10 protein-coding genes and 1 pseudogene are annotated in these 18,371 nt (G+C 55.7%); 7 read left to right on the plus strand and 4 right to left on the minus strand.

Annotated elements, in window-relative coordinates; all coding sequences use genetic code 11:
* Window positions 1-73 precede the first annotated feature (73 nt).
* The gene (gene irp2, locus KB890_RS23420) at window positions 74-6,181 is read right to left on the minus strand and encodes a yersiniabactin non-ribosomal peptide synthetase HMWP2 (protein WP_094965475.1); all 6,108 of its coding nucleotides are present in this window, start codon (window positions 6,179-6,181) and stop codon (window positions 74-76) included.
* A gap of 190 nt (window positions 6,182-6,371) precedes the next feature.
* On the minus strand, window positions 6,372-7,331 hold the full coding sequence (gene ybtA / locus KB890_RS23425) for a yersiniabactin transcriptional regulator YbtA (protein ID WP_000140406.1): 960 nt from the start codon (window positions 7,329-7,331) through the stop codon (window positions 6,372-6,374).
* A 256-nt stretch (window positions 7,332-7,587) separates the two neighbouring features.
* Between ybtA and ybtP the strand changes: the two genes are divergently transcribed.
* Genes ybtP through ybtS form a run of 4 tightly spaced genes read left to right on the plus strand, consistent with a single transcriptional unit; the run spans window position 7,588 to window position 13,694 of the window.
* Complete coding sequence (gene ybtP / locus KB890_RS23430; protein WP_001327262.1) at window positions 7,588-9,300, plus strand: yersiniabactin ABC transporter ATP-binding/permease protein YbtP; 1,713 nt, start codon at window positions 7,588-7,590, stop codon at window positions 9,298-9,300.
* Complete coding sequence (ybtQ, locus tag KB890_RS23435; protein WP_001593429.1) at window positions 9,287-11,089, plus strand: yersiniabactin ABC transporter ATP-binding/permease protein YbtQ; 1,803 nt, start codon at window positions 9,287-9,289, stop codon at window positions 11,087-11,089. The genes ybtP and ybtQ overlap by 14 nt, the downstream gene beginning before the upstream one ends.
* Window positions 11,082-12,362, plus strand: a complete 1,281-nt coding sequence (gene ybtX / locus KB890_RS23440) for a yersiniabactin-associated zinc MFS transporter YbtX (protein WP_001593428.1) — start codon at window positions 11,082-11,084, stop codon at window positions 12,360-12,362. The genes ybtQ and ybtX overlap by 8 nt, the downstream gene beginning before the upstream one ends.
* Before the next feature lie 27 nt (window positions 12,363-12,389).
* A complete protein-coding gene (ybtS, locus tag KB890_RS23445; protein WP_000703034.1) occupies window positions 12,390-13,694 on the plus strand; it encodes a yersiniabactin biosynthesis salicylate synthase Irp9/YbtS in 1,305 nt (434 codons plus the stop codon).
* Window positions 13,695-13,887: 193 nt separating this feature from the next.
* Here the strand turns inward: ybtS and KB890_RS23450 are convergent, their stop codons facing one another.
* Window positions 13,888-15,150, minus strand: coding sequence for a tyrosine-type recombinase/integrase (locus KB890_RS23450; RefSeq protein WP_032425812.1), 1,263 nt, complete (start codon window positions 15,148-15,150; stop codon window positions 13,888-13,890).
* Between the two features lie 174 nt (window positions 15,151-15,324).
* Here KB890_RS23450 and KB890_RS23455 point away from each other — a divergent pair.
* From KB890_RS23455 to KB890_RS23465, 3 genes and pseudogenes are all read left to right on the plus strand, one after another.
* Window positions 15,325-15,642 (plus strand): annotated as a pseudogene (locus KB890_RS23455) (ABC transporter ATP-binding protein); the annotation flags it as partial.
* A 29-nt stretch (window positions 15,643-15,671) separates the two neighbouring features.
* Window positions 15,672-16,619 (plus strand): ABC transporter substrate-binding protein, encoded by a 948-nt coding sequence (locus KB890_RS23460; protein WP_040167328.1) that lies wholly within the window; start codon window positions 15,672-15,674, stop codon window positions 16,617-16,619.
* Window positions 16,619-17,638, plus strand: a complete 1,020-nt coding sequence (locus tag KB890_RS23465) for a FecCD family ABC transporter permease (RefSeq protein WP_000930220.1) — start codon at window positions 16,619-16,621, stop codon at window positions 17,636-17,638. Before KB890_RS23460 ends, KB890_RS23465 begins: the two co-directional genes overlap by 1 nt.
* Window positions 17,639-17,843: 205 nt before the next feature.
* On the opposite strand, the gene KB890_RS23470 is transcribed toward KB890_RS23465, so the two are convergent.
* A complete protein-coding gene (locus tag KB890_RS23470; RefSeq protein WP_060503931.1) occupies window positions 17,844-18,326 on the minus strand; it encodes a Fur family transcriptional regulator in 483 nt (160 codons plus the stop codon).
* Window positions 18,327-18,371: the final 45 nt, after the last annotated feature.

Here is an 18,371-nt window from a genome sequence, read left to right on the forward strand (position 1 = left end):
CCTAAGATTCACAAAGTCAATGGAACGCCATGCGTTCGCGATGGCGTTCCGGGGAAAATCAGTTTGCTTCGCGCTAGATCCGCCGCTGACGACGGCGAACAGGGCGAGGTCGTTTTGTTTTCTCCACCGTGGCGACGCCGGCCAGATAATCGGCCAGGGCAGCAGGAGAAGGGTGGGTGAAGAGGTCAAGCAACGTCAGGGTGGAAAATTCGTGACGTTGTAACAAAACGTGCAGTTGCACCAGATTCAGCGACGTTGCGCCCGCCTCAAAGAAGTTTTCTGCGGGCGTGACAGACTCGCCAACCACCTCGCGGAAGGCGTCGCAAATCAGGCTGACGGTGCTCTCGTCCGCCGCAATGTGTGGCTGAGATTGCTCAGGGCATACGCGCGGTGAGCGCTCTGCGCATTGCCCTGCGTGTTTAACGGGAGGCACCAGCGCGGCGAGCGGCAGTTGCCAGCCGCTTTCATCCTCGGCCATTCGGTTTAGCAATGCGCAATACTGTTCAAACTGGCGCTCCACCTGCCCGGCAGGAAACAGCGCGGCGACAAAATCCCAGTTAAAGCGCAGTTCGCCTTCGGATTCATAAATCTGGTGATCGAGCCAGACCTGCGGCGTCTGGGAGATGCCCCAGACCGGTTTGAGCAGATTACGCCGGGCGAGGAAGTTATCCTGCTCAAAGCCCAGCGCGCTGGTAAAGACGACGGGCATCGGAACGGCAGGCACGTTTTGCTGTTGCGCCAGTTGACGCATCACGCGGATGGCTGACACATCGCGGTGGTTGAGGTTCTGGCTCAGCCGCTGCTGTAGTGACTGCGCGCTGTGCAGCCAGCTTTCGCCGGGATGCCAGCTCAGCAGCATCAGCGAGGTGAAATCGCCCAGAATCTGGTTGATTTGCGGGTGCAGCGGTCGCCTGTCGAAAAGCGTAAGGTTAAGCGTGAACTCAGGCTGTGCACTCCATGCAGAGAGAACCGTTGACCACACCGACAACAGTACGGCCGACGGGGTGAGATGGGCGTCAGCCGCCCGTTTTTTCAGCCGATGCCAGCGCGTGCTGTCCAGCGCGCCGTTCAGGCGGGCGAAGCGCGGTGTTTCAACCTCCTGAGGCAAGCAGCGCAGCGGCAACGCAGGCGCCGGAGGAATATCATCAAGCTGCGCCTGCCACCATGCCAGAGAATCTGGATTGGGCGACTGTAGCGAGGGTTGTTGCAGATAATCCCTGAAGGTGACGGGCAGCGGCGGAAGCAGCTGTTGCGGGTAGCGGTAGCCGTGCTCCAGCTCCGCCAGCAGGATCTGCATGCTCAGACCGTCAAGCAACAGGTTATCCAGACACAGCCACAGGCGGGCAGGCATCCCGTCCACGTATCCGACCTGGAGATCGAATACCGGCCACACTTCGGGGTTGAGTACCTGATGCGCCAGTTTTTCGCGCACCCGCAACGCCTCTTCAGGCGTATGGAGGGTGTGTGCGGGTATCACCCAGGGGGGCGTCTGTTCGAGCACCTGTTGCTGTCCATCACGCACGATGGCGCGCAGCATATCGTGGCGGGCGATTAATCGGTTCCAGACCGTCTCCAGCCGGGTGAGGTCCAGATCGGCAATTTCAAATTCAACAAAGAAATGTGAGCCGACGCCGCCCAGGGCAAAGCCCGGCTGACGCCCCACCAGGTAAGCCTGCTGCACGTCGGTAAGCGCAAAGGGCTGGTAGCGATCTTCAGGGGAGTGGACGAATGGTTGTTCGACCGGGACGTCGGTTTTCCGCAGCGTGGCGGCAAAATCCGCCAGCCGGGGATGATTAAACAGGTCGCTTAATTGCGCTTCATAACCTGCCTGATGAAGTTGCCCGGTCAGACGGGTCGCCAGCAGGCTATCGCCGCCTTGCTGGAAGAAGTCGGTTTCTCTGGTGACATTGCCAGTTGATAAGAGTTGCTGCCAGAGGGCGGCAACCTGTTTTTCAATGTCGCCCTGGGGTAAATCCGCTTCGGCCGGGTTTTCCGCTTCAGGGGTATGACGACGCTTCAGCGCCTGGTAGTCAATTTTCCCATTAGCCGTCAGCGGTAAGGCGTCGAGGAAGACGATCCGTTGCGGCACCATCCACCCCGGCAGACGTCCAGCGAGGGCGGCCTGAAGTTGACGGGGATCGCGGCGCACCTGCCTGTCAGGACATTGTACGAGGAAGCGTTGTAACCCCGCGACCTCATCGCCATGCTGACAGTTGAAGGCGGCCGCGCTAAATAATGCCGCCCAGTCGGCGCTGTTATGCAGCAAGGCCTCCGGCTGCCCATTGGTTAACAGGAGCGTGCTGAGCAGGGCGGACGGCGTTAACTGGCGAAACTCCATCACGTAGAGCAGCGCGCCGGGAACGGCAAGCTGTTGTAATGTCGCAAGAAGCCCGGGATCTTCCGGCAGCAGACGATGCAGGGCGTTATTAAGCCAGATAATGTCCGCCGAGTGAGCGTGCGCCGCCAGCGTGTCTGCATTCCAGAGGGACAGACGGGCGCCAGGCCAGGGGGCGAGCCTCTGCCGGGCGCTCAGCAGCATCTCCTGGCTCTGCTCAAGCCCGACATACTCAATCTGTCCGGCGTTGAGCTGTGCTAACAGCGATTCTGCGGCGCGGCCAGTGCGGGTTCCCACCTCAAGCAGGCGTATCGGGCGCTGTAAGCGCTGTGCAAGCTGTTGGCAAATTGTCGCCAGTTCCTGAATATACGGGGCGCTGGCCGGATGGTTAAAGGCCAGGCTTTCCGGCGACCACTGCGCGTCGTTCAGTAACGACAGTTCGTTACGGGCACCGCGAAGAATTTGCGATAACGTTAAATCATGTCCGCTGAAGTGCGGGTGCTCATCCTCGCGTTCTTCACCAGCGCAGACCTGATAACCTTCAGCAGCGGGCTTCAGTCGCCGTTGTGTCACCAGAAATGCTAACCAGCGTTCCACCACGGCCTGCCAGCGCGGCTGGATAGCGAGTGAGTTCATCAGGGGGAGAGGATCGGCGCCAGCGGTGTGACCCGGCTTCAGTTTTAGCAGGCGATGCTGAAGGAAATCGGCTACCTGTTCTGCGGAGATCTCTGGCGAGATGGCGCAACAGGGCAACGTTCCCGCAAGCGTGTGCCACGCCTGCGGCAGTGCCGGGTTCCGATGATCGGTAATGCAAAAAGCCTCGCCTTGAGGAACAACGTATGCCGCCAGCGTTTTTTCTTTTTCGCCGATCGCCAGAACGGTTGCTTGTTTCACCCCCGCCAGCTGGCTGAGCGCGCTTTCGATTTCGCCCAGCTCGATGCGATATCCTCCGACTTTGACCTGCTTGTCGCGACGACCGAGGAACTCGATTGTGCCATCTGGCCAGTAGCAGCCGAGATCGCCGGTGCGATACCAGCGCTCGTCCGGGAGCGTCAAAAATTGCTGCTCGCTACGCAGGGGATCGTTGAAATAGCCTTCCGCGACCCCAATGCCGCCAATCCATAATTCACCCGGCACCCAGTCAGGGCAGTCCCGGCCCTGTTCATCCACCACCCGGTAGCGTTGGTTGGTTAGCGGAAAACCGTAAGGGATGGAACGCCAGTGGGCGGGGACGTCGTGAATTTCGCAGGCGTTAGACCAGATAGACGCCTCGGTGGCGCCGCCCATCGCGATAAATTGTCCTTGTGGCCGGAAGGCCCGATAACGGGCGGGGAGGTCAAGCCCGATCCAGTCGCCGGAAAGCATCACTGCGCGCAGGTTTTCCGGCGTGGCGTCGGCGAAACCTTCACACCAGGTCAGCAGCATATCGAACAGCGCCGGGACGCTGTTCCAGAGCGTGACCTGATGGCGCTGGATCAGCTCACACCATGCGTGAGGATCGCGCCGTTGATTTTCCATCACCATCACCAGCGCGCCGCCCGCGCGCAGTACGCCAAAAATGTCGTAAACCGATAAATCAAAATGTAGGGCGGAGAGGGCCAGCACCCTGTCATGCGGGCCAACCTGATAGCGGGTATTGATATCGCAACAGGTGTTAAGCGCTCCCCGGTGAGAAATGACTACCCCTTTCGGCGTACCGGTAGAGCCGGAGGTGTAGATAATGTAGGCCGGTTGCGTGGGGGCGCGTACTACCGGGTTGGCGATCGGCTCCGCCTCAATGGCCTGCTGCCAGGCAAGGACGGGAATATCGTCTGACCCGGCGCTGGCGTCGTGCTGACAAATGAGCACCAGCCGGACGCTGGCGTCAGCGTAGATTTTCTCGCGCCGTGCGGCAGGCTGATCCAGCGAAACCGGAACGTAAACCGCCCCGGCCAGCAGGACGGCCAGAACCGCAACAAGTTGTCCTGCGCCTTTCGACATCGTGATAGCCACATTATCGCCGGGCTGAACCCCGCACTCGATTAACCTGCCCGCGCAACGGCGGGCATAGTCTGTCAGCTCATGATAATTCCACTGATAACGCATGTCCGTTACCGCCAGCGCCTGCGGCTGTTGCAGAGCGATACGGAAAATGCCTTCATGCAGCAAGCCTTCGGGAATGGGGGCGCCGGTGGCGTTGACCCGTTCGCGTATCGCGCGCTGGCTGGCGGGCATCATATCTGCGAACGGCTTTTGCCAGGCGCTTTCGTCATCGCAGAGTTGGTTAATCAACTGGCAGTAGGCGTCGAACAATGTTTCGACTAACGCCGGAGGGAACAGCGCGTCGTTGCTGTCCCATTGTAGCCAGACCTCGCCGTGATGCTCGAACGCCAGATGATCTATCCAGACCTGCGGCGTTTGCGAGATGCCCCATTCCGGCTCGCCCAACGGCGATTCTGCGCGGCTGCTGTAGAGGGAACGCCCCAGATTGCTGGTAAATACCACCGGGGCGCCGTGGGGGTAGCGCTGCTGGCGTTTGAGTTCACGGAGTAATTCGACGCCGGACCAGTGGCGATGCTCCCAGTCCTCCGTAAACGTGAGCTGGTTTTTACGCGCCAGGTTGCTGACGGTATCGCCATCGCAGGCGGTATCCAGCAGAAGAATATTGGTGAAGTCGGCAAGCATCGCGCCAACCGCCGGGTGCAGCGGCTGGCGGTCGAATAAGGTGATGTTAAGCAGCAGACGCGTCAGGCCGCCCCAGCGAGCCAGCACGGCAGAAAAACAGGTCGCCAGCGCCATTGTCGGCGTCACGCCATACTCGCCGGCCCGGTTGCTAAAGGCGTGCCAGCGTGTTGCCGGGACAATCATGCGGCGTCGGGTATTACGGACTTCACGTAGCGTGGCGGGTTCGCAGGCCAGCGGCAAGACGGGCGCGGGGGGAAGCGTCGATGCTTTCGCCAGCCAGTAAGCGCGCGCGTCGTCTCTCAGTGGTTGATTGATCTTCTGCTGGTGCAGCAAATACGAGCGGAAATCATAGCGGGTGTCGATAGCCGGCAGCGATTCTCCGGCCAGCAGGGCGTTAAGCTCATCGAAGAAAAGCGTAAAGCTGGAGGCATCCATAATCAGCAGGTCAATATTGACATGGAGGCGGTGGCGATTGTCCGGCAAGAGCGTCAGCTGAAAATCAAACGTTTCGCCGATTTCCACGCGTAAAAGACGGTGGCTCAGGCGCTGGCGCAGTGCGTCCAGATAGGCCTGGCGGCTTTCAGCGTCGTTATGGCGTAAATCATGAACGGTGACGCCGTTCCAGTAAGGTTGCGGTAGCCAGACCTGCTGCCCGTCGGGGCGAAAGGCGATATGCAGCATTGGGTGGCGTTGCAGCAAGGTCGTGATGGCCTGCTCCAGCTGCGACGCCGTCAGACAATGGCCTTCAAACTCCTGATACAGGTGGCAACCCACGCCGCCAAGCTTCTGCCCCGGCATGCGGCCCGTCAGGTAGGCGTGCTGTACTGGCGTCAATGGGAAGGGGGTACTTTCGGTCATGTTCGGCCAGGATGATTCGTCGGGCGGCGTTTCTTCTTCCGCGTTCTCAGGCGACCGGCTGAGCATTAACTGGTTCCATGCCGCCAGCGTGGGGGCGGCATACAGCTCGCGAAGGGTAAGGCGGTAGCCATTTTTACGAAACCAGTGTAACCATCTCATCAATCTTATGGAATCCAGGCCGGCCAGGATCAGGTTGCTCTCTTCATGTAACTGCTGCGGCGTTAAATTCAGTTCCTGTATGAGCCGCTCGCGTAATTGTTGGTAATCAGCCGCGTGGCGGTTGTCCGGTAACAGCGAATCCTGAGATGGTGCGCCAGAAATCATTCTTCCTCCTGATGGCACGTCTTACCGAAAAGCATTGCTCATATGAGAATAATAATTATTAACAATTGGATGCTACCCGAAACGGGTTTATTTATGCCCGTTTCGGGTTGGTAACAGGCGGAAAGAACAGAGGCCCGGATGGGGTATCCGGGCCTCTGTCAGGGAGGAGTTTAGGGGGGCGCGACCCCGGTTACATCACGCGTTTAAAGGTCGAAGGGGTTACGCCAAACTGTTTCTGGAAGGCGGCAGAGAAATGGCTGGCGTTGGCATAGCCCAGATCGGCCGCCACCGTCATGACGGAGGTATTGCCGTTGGCCAGGCGTCTTCTGGCTTCCTGCATTCGTTCAGCCTGAAACAGGCCATAGACGCTGTTGTTGAACAGAACGCGGAAGCCTCGCTTAATTTTGAGAACGCTCAGACCGGACTCTCTGGCCAGCTCCGCGACGCCCGGCGCTTGCGTCAGATCAGCCAGCAGCAGATCCTTCGCCCGCAGCAGTTTCTGGCGTTCCATCGGGTTGAAGTGGCAGGAGAGGCAACTGGCGTCTTCGCGATGTTCATCCAGCACCAGACTGAGCATGACCAGACTTTGCCCCTGCAACCATAGCGTCGACGGCTTTTGTTCATGACTGAAGCCGCCGTGCATGCGCATCAGCGCGTGACGCAAGGCCTGAGCCGTTAAGTGGGTTTCAGCATTACAACGCTGCTGCTGGCAACAGCAGTGGGAGTCGATCTTATTCTTAATGACCGCGCTAATATCCGGCACCCACAGCGCGAGGGTTTCAGGGCTGAAGGAGAGGGTAATGCTCTCGAATCGGCCACAATAGGAGGCGCTGCCGCGACAGTCTGGCGTATGGGTAATGTAATGGCGATTGCGCGCAAGCTCCCAGTCGGTGTGGCGCCGGAGTCCCTGAATCGCAAAGCGCGATGTGCCTTCCAGGATGCACGAGAAGTTAATCCTGCCCAGATCGTCGTGTAGCTGCAACGTCTCAGGCCGCGCAAAATGGCCCCTCCAGAGCAAAATATCCATACCTTCCTGCAACGAACAGCGCAGCAGTTCACACTGAGCAGGAATATTGCCATCGTTTGCAGGTTTCCCGACCACCAACTGGTGAATAGAGATTTCAGATTGCGTTTGCGGTGACTCCGTCATGACCTGGTTATCTCCCTGTGGCTTAGACCAATGCGGGTATAAATAGAACCGAATGGGGTAGATGAGTTATTGATAATGGTTATTATTCACATTAATTCTCAGAACGCCACCCTGAATTGTCGTTTTTGGCGTCCGTAAAAATTCATCAGGAAATTCAGTTACTCCCATGTCATCTCAATCATCCAATACTGAATCGCTGTCCCGATTTCCTCTCTGGCAGGTGATTACACCGGTTCGCAGGAAGGTTATTTTAGCTATGGCGCTGGCGGGGCTGGCGGCATTAACCAGCCTGGGGGCGCTCCTTTTTCTGGCGTGGAGCCTGCGTGACATTCGCGCGACGCCTGACGCTATTCCGGCCTGGCCGCTGGGCGGCGTGATCGGCTGCGTGGTCTTAACTTTTGTTCTGCGCTTACAGGCGTTCAACACCTCTCATTACGCGGCTTTTCATCTGGAGAACATTCTGCGCAGCAGGTTAGCCCGTAAAGCATTGCAGCTTCCGCCTGGCGTGTTACAGCAAATGGGCAGCGGGTCAGTGGCGAAAGTGATGCTGGATGACGTGAAGTCGTTACATATTTTTGTGGCCGACAGCACGCCGCTCTATGCCCGCGCGATCATCATGCCGCTGGCGACAATCGTTATCTTGTTCTGGCTGGACTGGCGGCTGGCAATCGCGACGCTGGGGGTACTGGCGTTTGGATCGGTTGTTCTCGTGCTCGCCCGCCAGCGTTCGGAAGATATGGCTCAGCGTTATCATAAGGCGCGCGAGCAGGTTAGCGCGGCGGTGATTGAGTTCGTGCAGGCCATGCCCGTGGTGAGAACGTTTGATAGCGGCAGCACCAGTTTTTTGCGCTATCAACGCGCCCTTGAAGAGTGGGTCGATGTGCTCAAAACCTGGTATCGCAAAGCCGGTTTTTCAGCGCGTTTTTCCTTCTCGATTCTGAATCCTCTCCCGACCCTGTTTGTCCTGATCTGGTCGGGATACGGCCTGCTGCACTATGGCAGTTTCGATTTTATCGCGTGGGTGGCCGTTTTACTGCTGGGCAGCGGAATGGCCGAAGCCGTAATGCCAATGATGATGCTCAATAACCTGGTCGCGCAAACGCGTTTAAGCATTCAGCGTATTTATCAGGTTCTCGCGATGCCGGAGTTATCGCTGCCGCAGTCTGACCAGCAGCCGCAAGAGGCGAGCATTACCTTTGAGCAGGTGAGCTTTCATTATCCGCAAGCGCGTACTGGCGCCGCGTTGCAGGAGGTGAGCTTTCATGTGCCTGCCGGGCAAATTGTGGCGCTGGTCGGGCCAAGCGGCGCCGGAAAAAGCACCGTGGCGCGCTTGCTGCTGCGTTACGCCGACCCGGACAAAGGCCATATCCGTATTGGAGGCGTGGATCTGCGTGATATGCAGACGGACACCCTGATGAAGCAACTCTCGTTTGTGTTTCAGGACAACTTCCTTTTTGCCGACACGATAGCCAATAACATTCGTCTGGGCGCGCCGGATACGCCGCTGGAGGCGGTAATAGCGGCGGCCAGAGTGGCGCAGGCCCATGATTTTATTAGCGCTCTGCCAGAAGGTTACAACACACGAGTCGGGGAACGTGGGGTATTTCTCTCCGGCGGCCAGCGGCAGCGCATTACTATCGCCCGGGCGCTTTTGCAGGATCGCCCCATCCTGGTGCTCGATGAGGCGACGGCGTTTGCTGACCCGGAAAACGAAGCGGCGCTTATCAAGGCGCTCGCGGCGGCCATGCGTGGCCGGACGGTCATCATGGTCGCGCATCGTCTCTCAATGGTGACTCAGGCCGATGTGATATTGCTGTTTTCCGACGGACAGCTCAGGGAAATGGGGAACCATACGCAACTGTTGGCGCAGGGCGGCCTGTATCAACGGCTCTGGCAACACTATCAGCAGGCGCAGCATTGGGTGCCGGGTGGAACACAGGAAGAGGTGGTGGAAAATGAAAGACAATAATCCTGCGGATAACCTGGCCTGGCGCGTCAACTGGCGCCAGCTTATCTCCAGCGTTGGCAGTCAGGCCAGGATGCTGCGACGCAGTATGCTGGCGCTGTTGCTGGCGGCATTCATGCAGGGGATCGCCTTTGCCTGTCTTTATCCGATCATTGATGCGCTGTTACGGGGAGACGCGCCGCAACTTCTTAACTGGGCTATGGCCTTCAGCGTCGCCGCAATTGTGACGCTGGTGCTACGCTGGTATGGCCTGGGCTTTGAATACCGTGGTCATCTGGCGCAGGCCACCCATGAGTTGCGCCTGCGACTTGGCGAGCAGTTACGCCGCGTGCCGCTGGAGAAGCTCCAGCGCGGCAGGGCGGGTGAAATGAACGCCTTGCTGCTGGGCAGCGTGGATGAAAACCTCAATTATGTTATTGCGATAGCCAATATTTTGCTGCTCACCATTGTCACGCCGCTGACGGCGTCGCTGGCGACATTGTGGATAGACTGGCGGCTGGGGCTGGTGATGTTGCTGATCTTCCCTCTGCTGGTGCCGTTTTATTACTGGCGCCGCCCGGCGATGCGGCGACAAATGCAGACGCTGGGGGAAGCGCACCAGCGTCTGAGCGGCGATATCGTTGAATTTGCTCAGGGGATGATGGTATTGCGCACCTGCGGCAGCGATGCCGATAAAAGCCGGGCGCTGCTGGCGCATTTCAATGCGCTGGAAAACTTACAGACCCGCACTCACCGTCAGGGCGCTGGCGCGACGATGCTGATCGCCAGCGTCGTGGAGTTGGGCCTACAGGTGGTGGTGTTATCCGGGATCGTCTGGGTAGTGACGGGCACTCTGAACCTCGCCTTTTTGATTGCCGCCGTCGCGATGATTATGCGCTTCGCAGAACCGATGGCGATGTTTATCAGCTACACCTCGGTTGTGGAACTGATCGCCAGCGCCCTGCAACGGATTGAGCGGTTTATGGCGATAGCACCGCTTCCCGTCGCAGAGCAAAGCGAGATGCCGGAACGTTACGATATCCGCTTTGACAACGTCAGCTATCGCTACGAAGAAGGCGACGGCCACGCGCTTAATCATGTTTCTTTGACGTTCCCGGCAGCCAGTATGAGCGCGCTGGTGGGTGCCTCCGGCGCAGGCAAAACTACGGTCACCAAACTGTTAATGCGCTATGCCGATCCGCAGCAAGGGCAGATTTCTATTGGCGGCGTCGATATTCGCCGCCTGACGCCGGAACAGCTCAATAGCCTGATTTCTGTTGTTTTCCAGGATGTCTGGCTGTTTGATGACACGCTGCTGGCGAATATCCGTATCGCGCGCCCACAGGCGACGCGGCAGGAGGTAGAAGAGGCCGCCCGCGCGGCGCAGTGCCTTGAGTTTATTTCCCGTCTTCCGCAAGGCTGGCTGACGCCAATGGGAGAGATGGGCGGCCAGCTATCGGGCGGCGAGCGCCAGCGGATTTCCATTGCCAGAGCGTTATTGAAAAACGCGCCGGTCGTCATTCTCGATGAACCGACTGCCGCGCTGGATATTGAAAGCGAGCTGGCGGTGCAAAAAGCGATCGATAACCTGGTTCACAACCGGACGGTGATTATCATCGCTCACCGTTTATCCACCATCGCCGGGGCCGGAAACATTCTGGTGATAGAAGAGGGACAGGTGGTTGAGCAGGGTACTCATGCGCAATTGCTCTCACATCATGGACGTTATCAGGCGCTGTGGCAGGCGCAAATGGCCGCGCGCGTGTGGCGCGACGACGGGGTTTCCGCGTCTGGAGAGTGGGTGCATGAGTGATGTTCAGTCGAATGTGAAACCGCTGACGTTGACGACCGGGCGGGTGATTTTTGCTATTGCCGGCGTCTATGTGACGCAGAGTCTGGTATCGGCGCTGTCTATGCAGTCCTTACCCGCGCTGGTGCGCGCTGCTGGCGGATCGCTGGCGCTTGCCGGTGCGACAACCCTGTTCATGCTGCCCTGGGCGCTGAAGTTTATTTGGGCGCCGTGGATCGAACGCTGGCGGCTTCCGCCCGGTAGCCAGGAACGCCGTTCGCGGATGTTAATCCTGCGTGGTCAGGTCGCGCTAGCGGCGATCCTGATGATTGCCGCAGCGATTGGCTGGTTTGGGCGAGAAGGAGGATTTCCCGATACGCAAATCGTCGCGTTATTTGTTCTGTTTATGGTGGCAGGCACGGTCGCTTCCACCATTGATATCGCCAGCGACGGCTTTTGCGTCGATCAACTGACTCGCGCGGGTTACGGCTGGGGAAACAGCGTGCAGGTCGGCGGCAGCTATCTGGGAATGATGTGCGGCGGCGGGGTGTTCCTGATGTTGTCGGCAGCATCCGGCTGGCCTGTCGCCATGCTGATGATGGCGATGCTGATGATGGCGCTGTCATTCCCGCTGTGGCGCATTACGGAGCCGACGCGAACAGCGCCTATCCCGCATGTTCCGGCGTTAGGTTATGCGCTAAGGAGGAAGCAGGCGCGCCTGGGCTTACTGCTGGTATTAATGCTGAATTCAGGCATGCGGTTTGTGCTGCCTCTTCTGGCGCCGCTGTTGTTGGATCATGGGTTGAGCATGTCTGCGTTGGGCGCGCTGTTCAGCGGCGGCAATATTGCAGCGGGCATAGCAGGAACGCTGGCCGGCGGATTACTGATGAAATACACCTCACCCGGCAGAGCGCTGTTGACGGCTTATGGCGTCCAGGGGATCGCGCTGCTGGCGGTGGTGATGACGTTCATGATGGCGCCGGGTCATCTGTTGCTGCCGATTCTCCAGTGTCTGGTCATTGTCCAGTCCATTTCGCTGGCCTGCGCGCTGGTCTGTCTTTACGCCACGCTGATGTCGCTTTCATCGCCTTTGCAGGCCGGTGTCGACTTCACCCTCTTTCAATGTACTGACGCGGCAATCGCCATCCTGGCTGGTGTTATCGGCGGCGTTGTTGCTCAACATTTTGGCTATGCGGCCTGCTTCCTGTTTGCCGGGGTATTCACGTTGCTGGCGGCGTGGGTTGCTTATATCCGGCTGCATTCGGCAAGAGAACTGATGACAAGCGCAATTGATTGATCCGGGAATAACACAGAGAGGTAAGGGATGAAAATCAGTGAATTTTTACACCTGGCGTTACCAGAGGAACAATGGCTGCCGACGATTTCTGGCGTTTTACGCCAGTTCGCAGAAGAAGAGTGTTATGTCTATGAGCGTCAACCCTGTTGGTATTTAGGCAAAGGGTGCCTGGCACGGTTGCACATTAATGCCGACGGAACGCAGGCGACATTTATTGATGATGCCGGGGAGCAACAATGGGCGGTGGATTCCATTACCGACTGCGCGCGTCGTTTTATGGCACATCCTCAGGTCAAAGGACGTCGGGTTTATGGACAGGTTGGGTTCAACTTTGCGGCGCATGCGCGGGGGATTGCCTTTAACGCCGGGGAGTGGCCGCTGCTGACGTTAACCGTTCCCCGTGAAGAACTTATTTTTGAAAAGGGAAATGTCACCGTTTATGCGGACTCCGCCGACGGGGGCCGACGTTTGTGTGAGTGGGTAAAAGAGGCCAGTACAACGACGCAGAACGCACCACTGGCGGTGGATACCGCCCTCAATGGCGAGGCGTATAAACAACAGGTTGCACGCGCCGTTGCGGAGATCCGCCGTGGCGAGTATGTCAAAGTGATTGTCTCGCGCGCTATTCCCCTGCCATCGCGGATTGATATGCCCGCCACGCTGTTATACGGGCGGCAGGCAAATACACCTGTGCGCTCGTTTATGTTCCGTCAGGAAGGACGCGAAGCGCTGGGCTTTAGCCCGGAACTGGTGATGTCAGTGACGGGCAATAAAGTGGTCACTGAACCGCTTGCGGGCACCCGCGATCGCATGGGAAACCCGGAGCATAATAAGGCGAAAGAGGCAGAACTGCTGCACGACAGTAAAGAGGTGCTTGAGCATATCCTTTCTGTCAAAGAAGCGATTGCTGAACTGGAGGCCGTTTGCCTGCCGGGCAGCGTGGTGGTTGAAGATTTAATGTCGGTTCGCCAGCGTGGCAGCGTTCAGCATCTGGGGTCCGGCGTGAGCGGTCAGCTTGCGGAAAACAAGGATGCCTGGGATGCGTTTACCGTGCTGTTTCCGTCGATTACCGCCTCAGGTATCCCTAAAAACGCTGCCCTGAACGCGATTATGCAAATTGAGAAGACGCCGCGAGAGCTCTATTCCGGCGCAATTCTGCTGCTGGACGATATGCGCTTCGATGCGGCGCTAGTTCTGCGTTCCGTATTTCAGGACAGCCAGCGCTGCTGGATACAAGCGGGGGCGGGAATCATCGCGCAATCTACACCGGAACGCGAACTGACGGAAACCCGGGAGAAATTAGCGAGCATTGCGCCCTATTTAATGGTGTAGGAGTAACTGTTTTCTAACCTCACAACCAGACTGTCCAAAGACAATTGAGTCGCTCTTTGATTCCTCTGTGACTCTATTGTCTTCTTTTTGGATAAAATAGGTGTTTTTCGTCATGAAGTTGATAAAAGTCTATATAGAACCACCTCCTGTAGAGGTGGTGGTAATTTGCCAGAGTGTGGGATTCGTTAGTATACTATGGGATAAACTTATTTTTACCAATTGTATAAGGCGGTGCATAAGATTCTCGGCATGCTTCCAGATAATCCGACCACCACTGCATCATCGCTTTGCGGGCTTCTAGGTGCTCTGCCTTATGAATATAAGCCATGCGCACGGTATTGCGCTCCTGATGACTCATCTGGCGTTCTACTGCGTCCTTTGCCCATAAACCCGATTCCATCAGCGCACTGCATGCCATTGCCCGGAAGCCGTGACCGCAGATATCCTTTTTCGTGTCGTAACCCATCACCCGCAGTGCCTTATTGACCGTGTTTTCACACATTGGCTTATACGGGTTATGGTCGCCGGGGAAGATCAGTTCATTATTACCGGTGATATCCTTAATCTGTTTCAGAATGGCGATGGACTGTTCTGAGAGGGGGACGATATGCGGCATTCGCATTTTTGCCCCGCGGCCGGAATAACGCACTCCAATAATGGGTTCTCGCGTCGCGGGTATCGTCCAGACTCGGTTTGTGAAATCAATCTCTGACCAGCGGGCGAAACGCAGTTCACTGGAGCGAATGAACACATGCAGCATCAGCAGGACGGCCAACCGCGTCAGTTCACGGCCCTGATGATATGCCTCAATACGTTCAAGCAGTTCAGGCAGCCGCTCCAGTGGCAGGGCAGGATAGTGCCGTCTGACAGGAGGTGTGGTCACGCCGCCAAGATTTGCTGCCGGGTTCGTATCGATTAACCCCTGATGAACCGCATGGCGCATTATGTTACTCAGGTGCTGCCGCGTGCGGGACGCAACTTCCAGCAGACCTTTTTCCTCGATCCTTTTCAGCAGGTCAATGAAATGACGGGGTTTAAGTTCTGATACAGGCAGGTTGCCAATGACCGGAAAGATGTGATTGTTCATGCTGGCAAGCAGACGGTCAGCGGTGTTCTGCGACCATTTTCGGTTACTTTTATGCCACGCCAGCGCCACGTTTTTAAAAACTTTATCCGGTGTTCGTGAGCCACGTTCAGCAGCCCGCTGCTGTACCGGGTTGATATTCAGCGCCAGCATTTTACGGATACCTTCACGTTGCTGTCGCGCATCAGACAGGGAGATGGCTGGATAGGCACCCAGCGCAATGCGGGATTCTTTACCGCTAATACGGTATTTGAGATACCAGTGGCGGGAGCCACCCGGCTTGACCAGCAGATACAGACCGTGGGAATCGGAGACTTTAAAGGGTTTATCAGAAGGCTTGAGGGTGCGGATTTTTGCGTCGGTAAGGGACATATGGGGGTCACTCCATTATCGAACTAACCTGACCCCAGATTTGACCACCAATTTTTCCCGATGCGTAGGGTAAAATCAAAAATGCACCGGGAAGAGTTTTCACACTAACCTGTTGAATCAACATCAGATAAGGATTCGCAAGGATGCATGAAAACAGCAAATTGGCTCCTCTGACTGGCACAGACGCCCGACCTGGTATTGCTTGATGAACCCACCAATCATCTCGATCCTCCCGGGCGCGAGGAACTACTTTCCCTTGTAAAAACCAAGGGAATTACCGTCGTGGCGGTATTGCACGATCTGACACTGACAGAATCATTTGCTGACCGTGTTCTCCTCTTGTCGCAGGGGCAATCAGTGATCTGTGACACACCGGAGAGGGTATTGGTATCAGAATACCTTTATCCCATCTTTGGCTTGACCAGTTTTACCGTACCGCATCCCCATACAGGAAAGGCGTTGCGTATTTTTGAAGTTCCGCATTGTGCATAAATTACTTTCTGAGAGTCAGTGATGAAAAATTGTTTATATCCCTGCTGGCGGTACTGTCTGCCTCAGTAGCCAGTGCTGCTGATTTTCCTGTTACTATTGAAAGTTGTGGGACTCCTGTCACATTCGCCGGTCCGCCGAAAAGGGCTGTTATCAACGACCTTAATATGTCAGAAATGGCGTTTGCACTGCATTTACAGGATCGTATTGTTGGGCTGACTGGTATTAGTGGCTGGTACAAAATGACGCCGGAATTTAAAAAGGCGATGGGCTCGATCCCAGAACTGGCACCCAAATATCCCACTCTGGAAACATTGCTGGCAGCCGAACCTGATTTCTTTTTCGCTGGCTGGAACTATGGGATGAAGGTGGGTGGCGAAGTGACGCCGGATACGCTAAGCAAATATGGCATCAAGACTTTTGTTCTGAGTGAAAGCTGTGTGTTCACCACTGCGCACAAAAATAAAGCCACCATGGATCTGCTGTATAACGATGTCCTCACGCTGGGTAAGATTTTTGGCAAGCGCAATGACGCACAGTCCCTGGTCAGCGGCTGGAAAAAGAGGTTGAATGAACTGCCGAAGCCAGCGGCAGGTACCCGTCCTTTAAAGGTGTTCGTCTACGACTCAGGCGAGGATAAACCGTTTACCAGTGGTAAATATGCGATGCCTACGGCCATAATTGAGGCGGCTGGTGGTAAAAATGTAATGGAGGCGGTGGATACCAGTTGGGGAACGACTTCCTGGGAAAGCGTGGCCGCTACTGAGCCGGACTTCATTATTTTGTTGGATTACCAGACGGGCAGCGGTGCGGATGCACTGCGTCATTTTCTTGAGAATCATCCGTTAATGAAACTGACTCCGGCTGTTCAGCATCATCGATACCTGAAATTACAATATGCTGAACTGACACCGGGGCCTGCCAACGTTGATGCGGTGGAAAAACTCGCGCGGGCGATGTACCCGTCAACGGCGAAGTGATGCTCATGTCGTACCGTTATCACTGGGCGATGTGGGGAGCCATGGTAGTGCTGATTGGGTTGATGTTATTCAGTATTACCAGAGGGACAGTTTCACTGTCGCTAATGCAGGTGCTGGGAGCACTGAAGCTGGTGGATGAGCCGGTATCTGCCATGGTCAGCAGAATTGTGACGGATTTACGCGTACCGAGGATGTTGCTCTCTGTGCTGACAGGGGCGGGACTGGCAATGGTAGGGGCGTTGTTACAAACTACCACCCGTAACGATCTGGCCGATCCTTTTTTGTTCGGGCTATCCTCCGGCGCGTCAGCGGGGGCGGTGCTGGTGATCACCCGTTTTGGTGATCGACTTGGTGTATTAACGCTCCCCGTATCGGCGTTTGTTGGTGGTGTGTGTTCCGCCATAGCAGTAATGCTGTTGTTTCATTTTAAAAAGCAACGCGGAGCTGAGCATCTAATTCTCTGCGGTCTTGCCATCTCTTTTTTGTTCGGGGCGCTGACCAGTTATTTCATTTTTTCGGGCGATCAGCGAGCTGCCAGCTCTGTGCTGTTCTGGTCACTGGGTGGTCTGGGATTAGCCACCTGGAATAATTTGCCTTTCGCAGTGTTCAGCCTGGTGTTGCTGTTTGCTTTTGTCCTGTTACGGTGGCGCTCTCTGGATGGTGTGCTGGCAGGAGAACAGACAGCGTTGTCGCTGGGGATTAACGTGAGTCGTCTGCGCATCGAGATTTTTCTTTGTTGCGCACTGGCAACATCGTTGATGGTGGCATTAACCGGCGTGATTGGATTTGTTGGCTTAATGGTGCCTCATCTGTGTCGGCATTTTGCAGGAGTTAAGCATCTGTTGTTGTTACCTTTGTGTGGCGTCTGGGGTGCAATATTACTGTGTGGCGGCGATATAGTCAGCCGGACGATACTGGCACCGCAGGAACTACCAATTGGCATTATTACGGCGGGCATTGGAGGGTTGTTTATTATCATGTTACTCGCACGAAATTCGTCCAGAAATACGGCCTGTTAAGCACATATAAGACAGAAAAATAAGGCTCTGATGTCTTTTATTCATTCTGAAGGTTGAGGTTGTTGATGCCAATTATGAAAGCAACCGACAATCCTTGTTGACGGTTATATTTATTATAGAGTCAGGTAATAGTGTGATGGCTTTTAGATATTTTAAAATTTATTTATCGCCTGACTCGATTTCAATGATTATTCGTATTGGTGATTTAACCCTTTCCTCGACAATCAGGGCAAATTACTTTAACTTCAATATCTTTTTTTTGTACAGCACAACCATAATCTATTGCTTTTTTCTCAATGTAAGTATGAATGAGGTGGTCAGTATGTTGGATTATTGTTCCGCAGTTTGAGCAAATAAAAAAAATAGTCACAACATCAGAGGATAAATTATTTTTTTTGATAAATTTGCTACAGCATTCTATTTTTACGATAATCCCTGCCTGTTGCAAATAATCCAGAGAACGATAAACCGTAGCCGGTTTTGCATTCGGATTATATTTCTTCATTAATTCCAGTATCTGGTATGCGCTAATGCCTTTTTCTTTAGCATGACTGACGAAATTATAAACTCTCTCCCGGAGCGGTGTGATTCGTATTTTCTTACTCTCAATCAGCTCTCTCCGCCCGGAACAATCCGTAGACGATAATGCAGTGTCCCTTGTACTTAGAGAATATGGGCTATTACTCACCGGGCCTCCTGTAATTTTCAAGCGATGTTATCTTTTCTTGTCCTG

The organism is Klebsiella sp. P1954 (assembly GCF_018199955.1).
GTDB classification, from domain to species: Bacteria; Pseudomonadota; Gammaproteobacteria; order Enterobacterales; family Enterobacteriaceae; genus Klebsiella; species Klebsiella pneumoniae.

Coding starts and splice junctions, on each gene's coding strand:
- KB890_RS23465 (WP_000930220.1), top strand. CDS start 16,619: ATGCTCATGTCGTACCGTTATCACTGGGCGATGTGGGGAGCCATGGTA.
- ybtP (WP_001327262.1), top strand. CDS start 7,588: ATGGCGCTGGCGGGGCTGGCGGCATTAACCAGCCTGGGGGCGCTCCTT.
- ybtA (WP_000140406.1), bottom strand. CDS start 7,331: ATGACGGAGTCACCGCAAACGCAATCTGAAATCTCTATTCACCAGTTG.
- ybtS (WP_000703034.1), top strand. CDS start 12,390: ATGAAAATCAGTGAATTTTTACACCTGGCGTTACCAGAGGAACAATGG.
- KB890_RS23450 (WP_032425812.1), bottom strand. CDS start 15,150: ATGTCCCTTACCGACGCAAAAATCCGCACCCTCAAGCCTTCTGATAAA.
- ybtX (WP_001593428.1), top strand. CDS start 11,082: ATGAGTGATGTTCAGTCGAATGTGAAACCGCTGACGTTGACGACCGGG.
- ybtQ (WP_001593429.1), top strand. CDS start 9,287: ATGAAAGACAATAATCCTGCGGATAACCTGGCCTGGCGCGTCAACTGG.
- irp2 (WP_094965475.1), bottom strand. CDS start 6,181: ATGATTTCTGGCGCACCATCTCAGGATTCGCTGTTACCGGACAACCGC.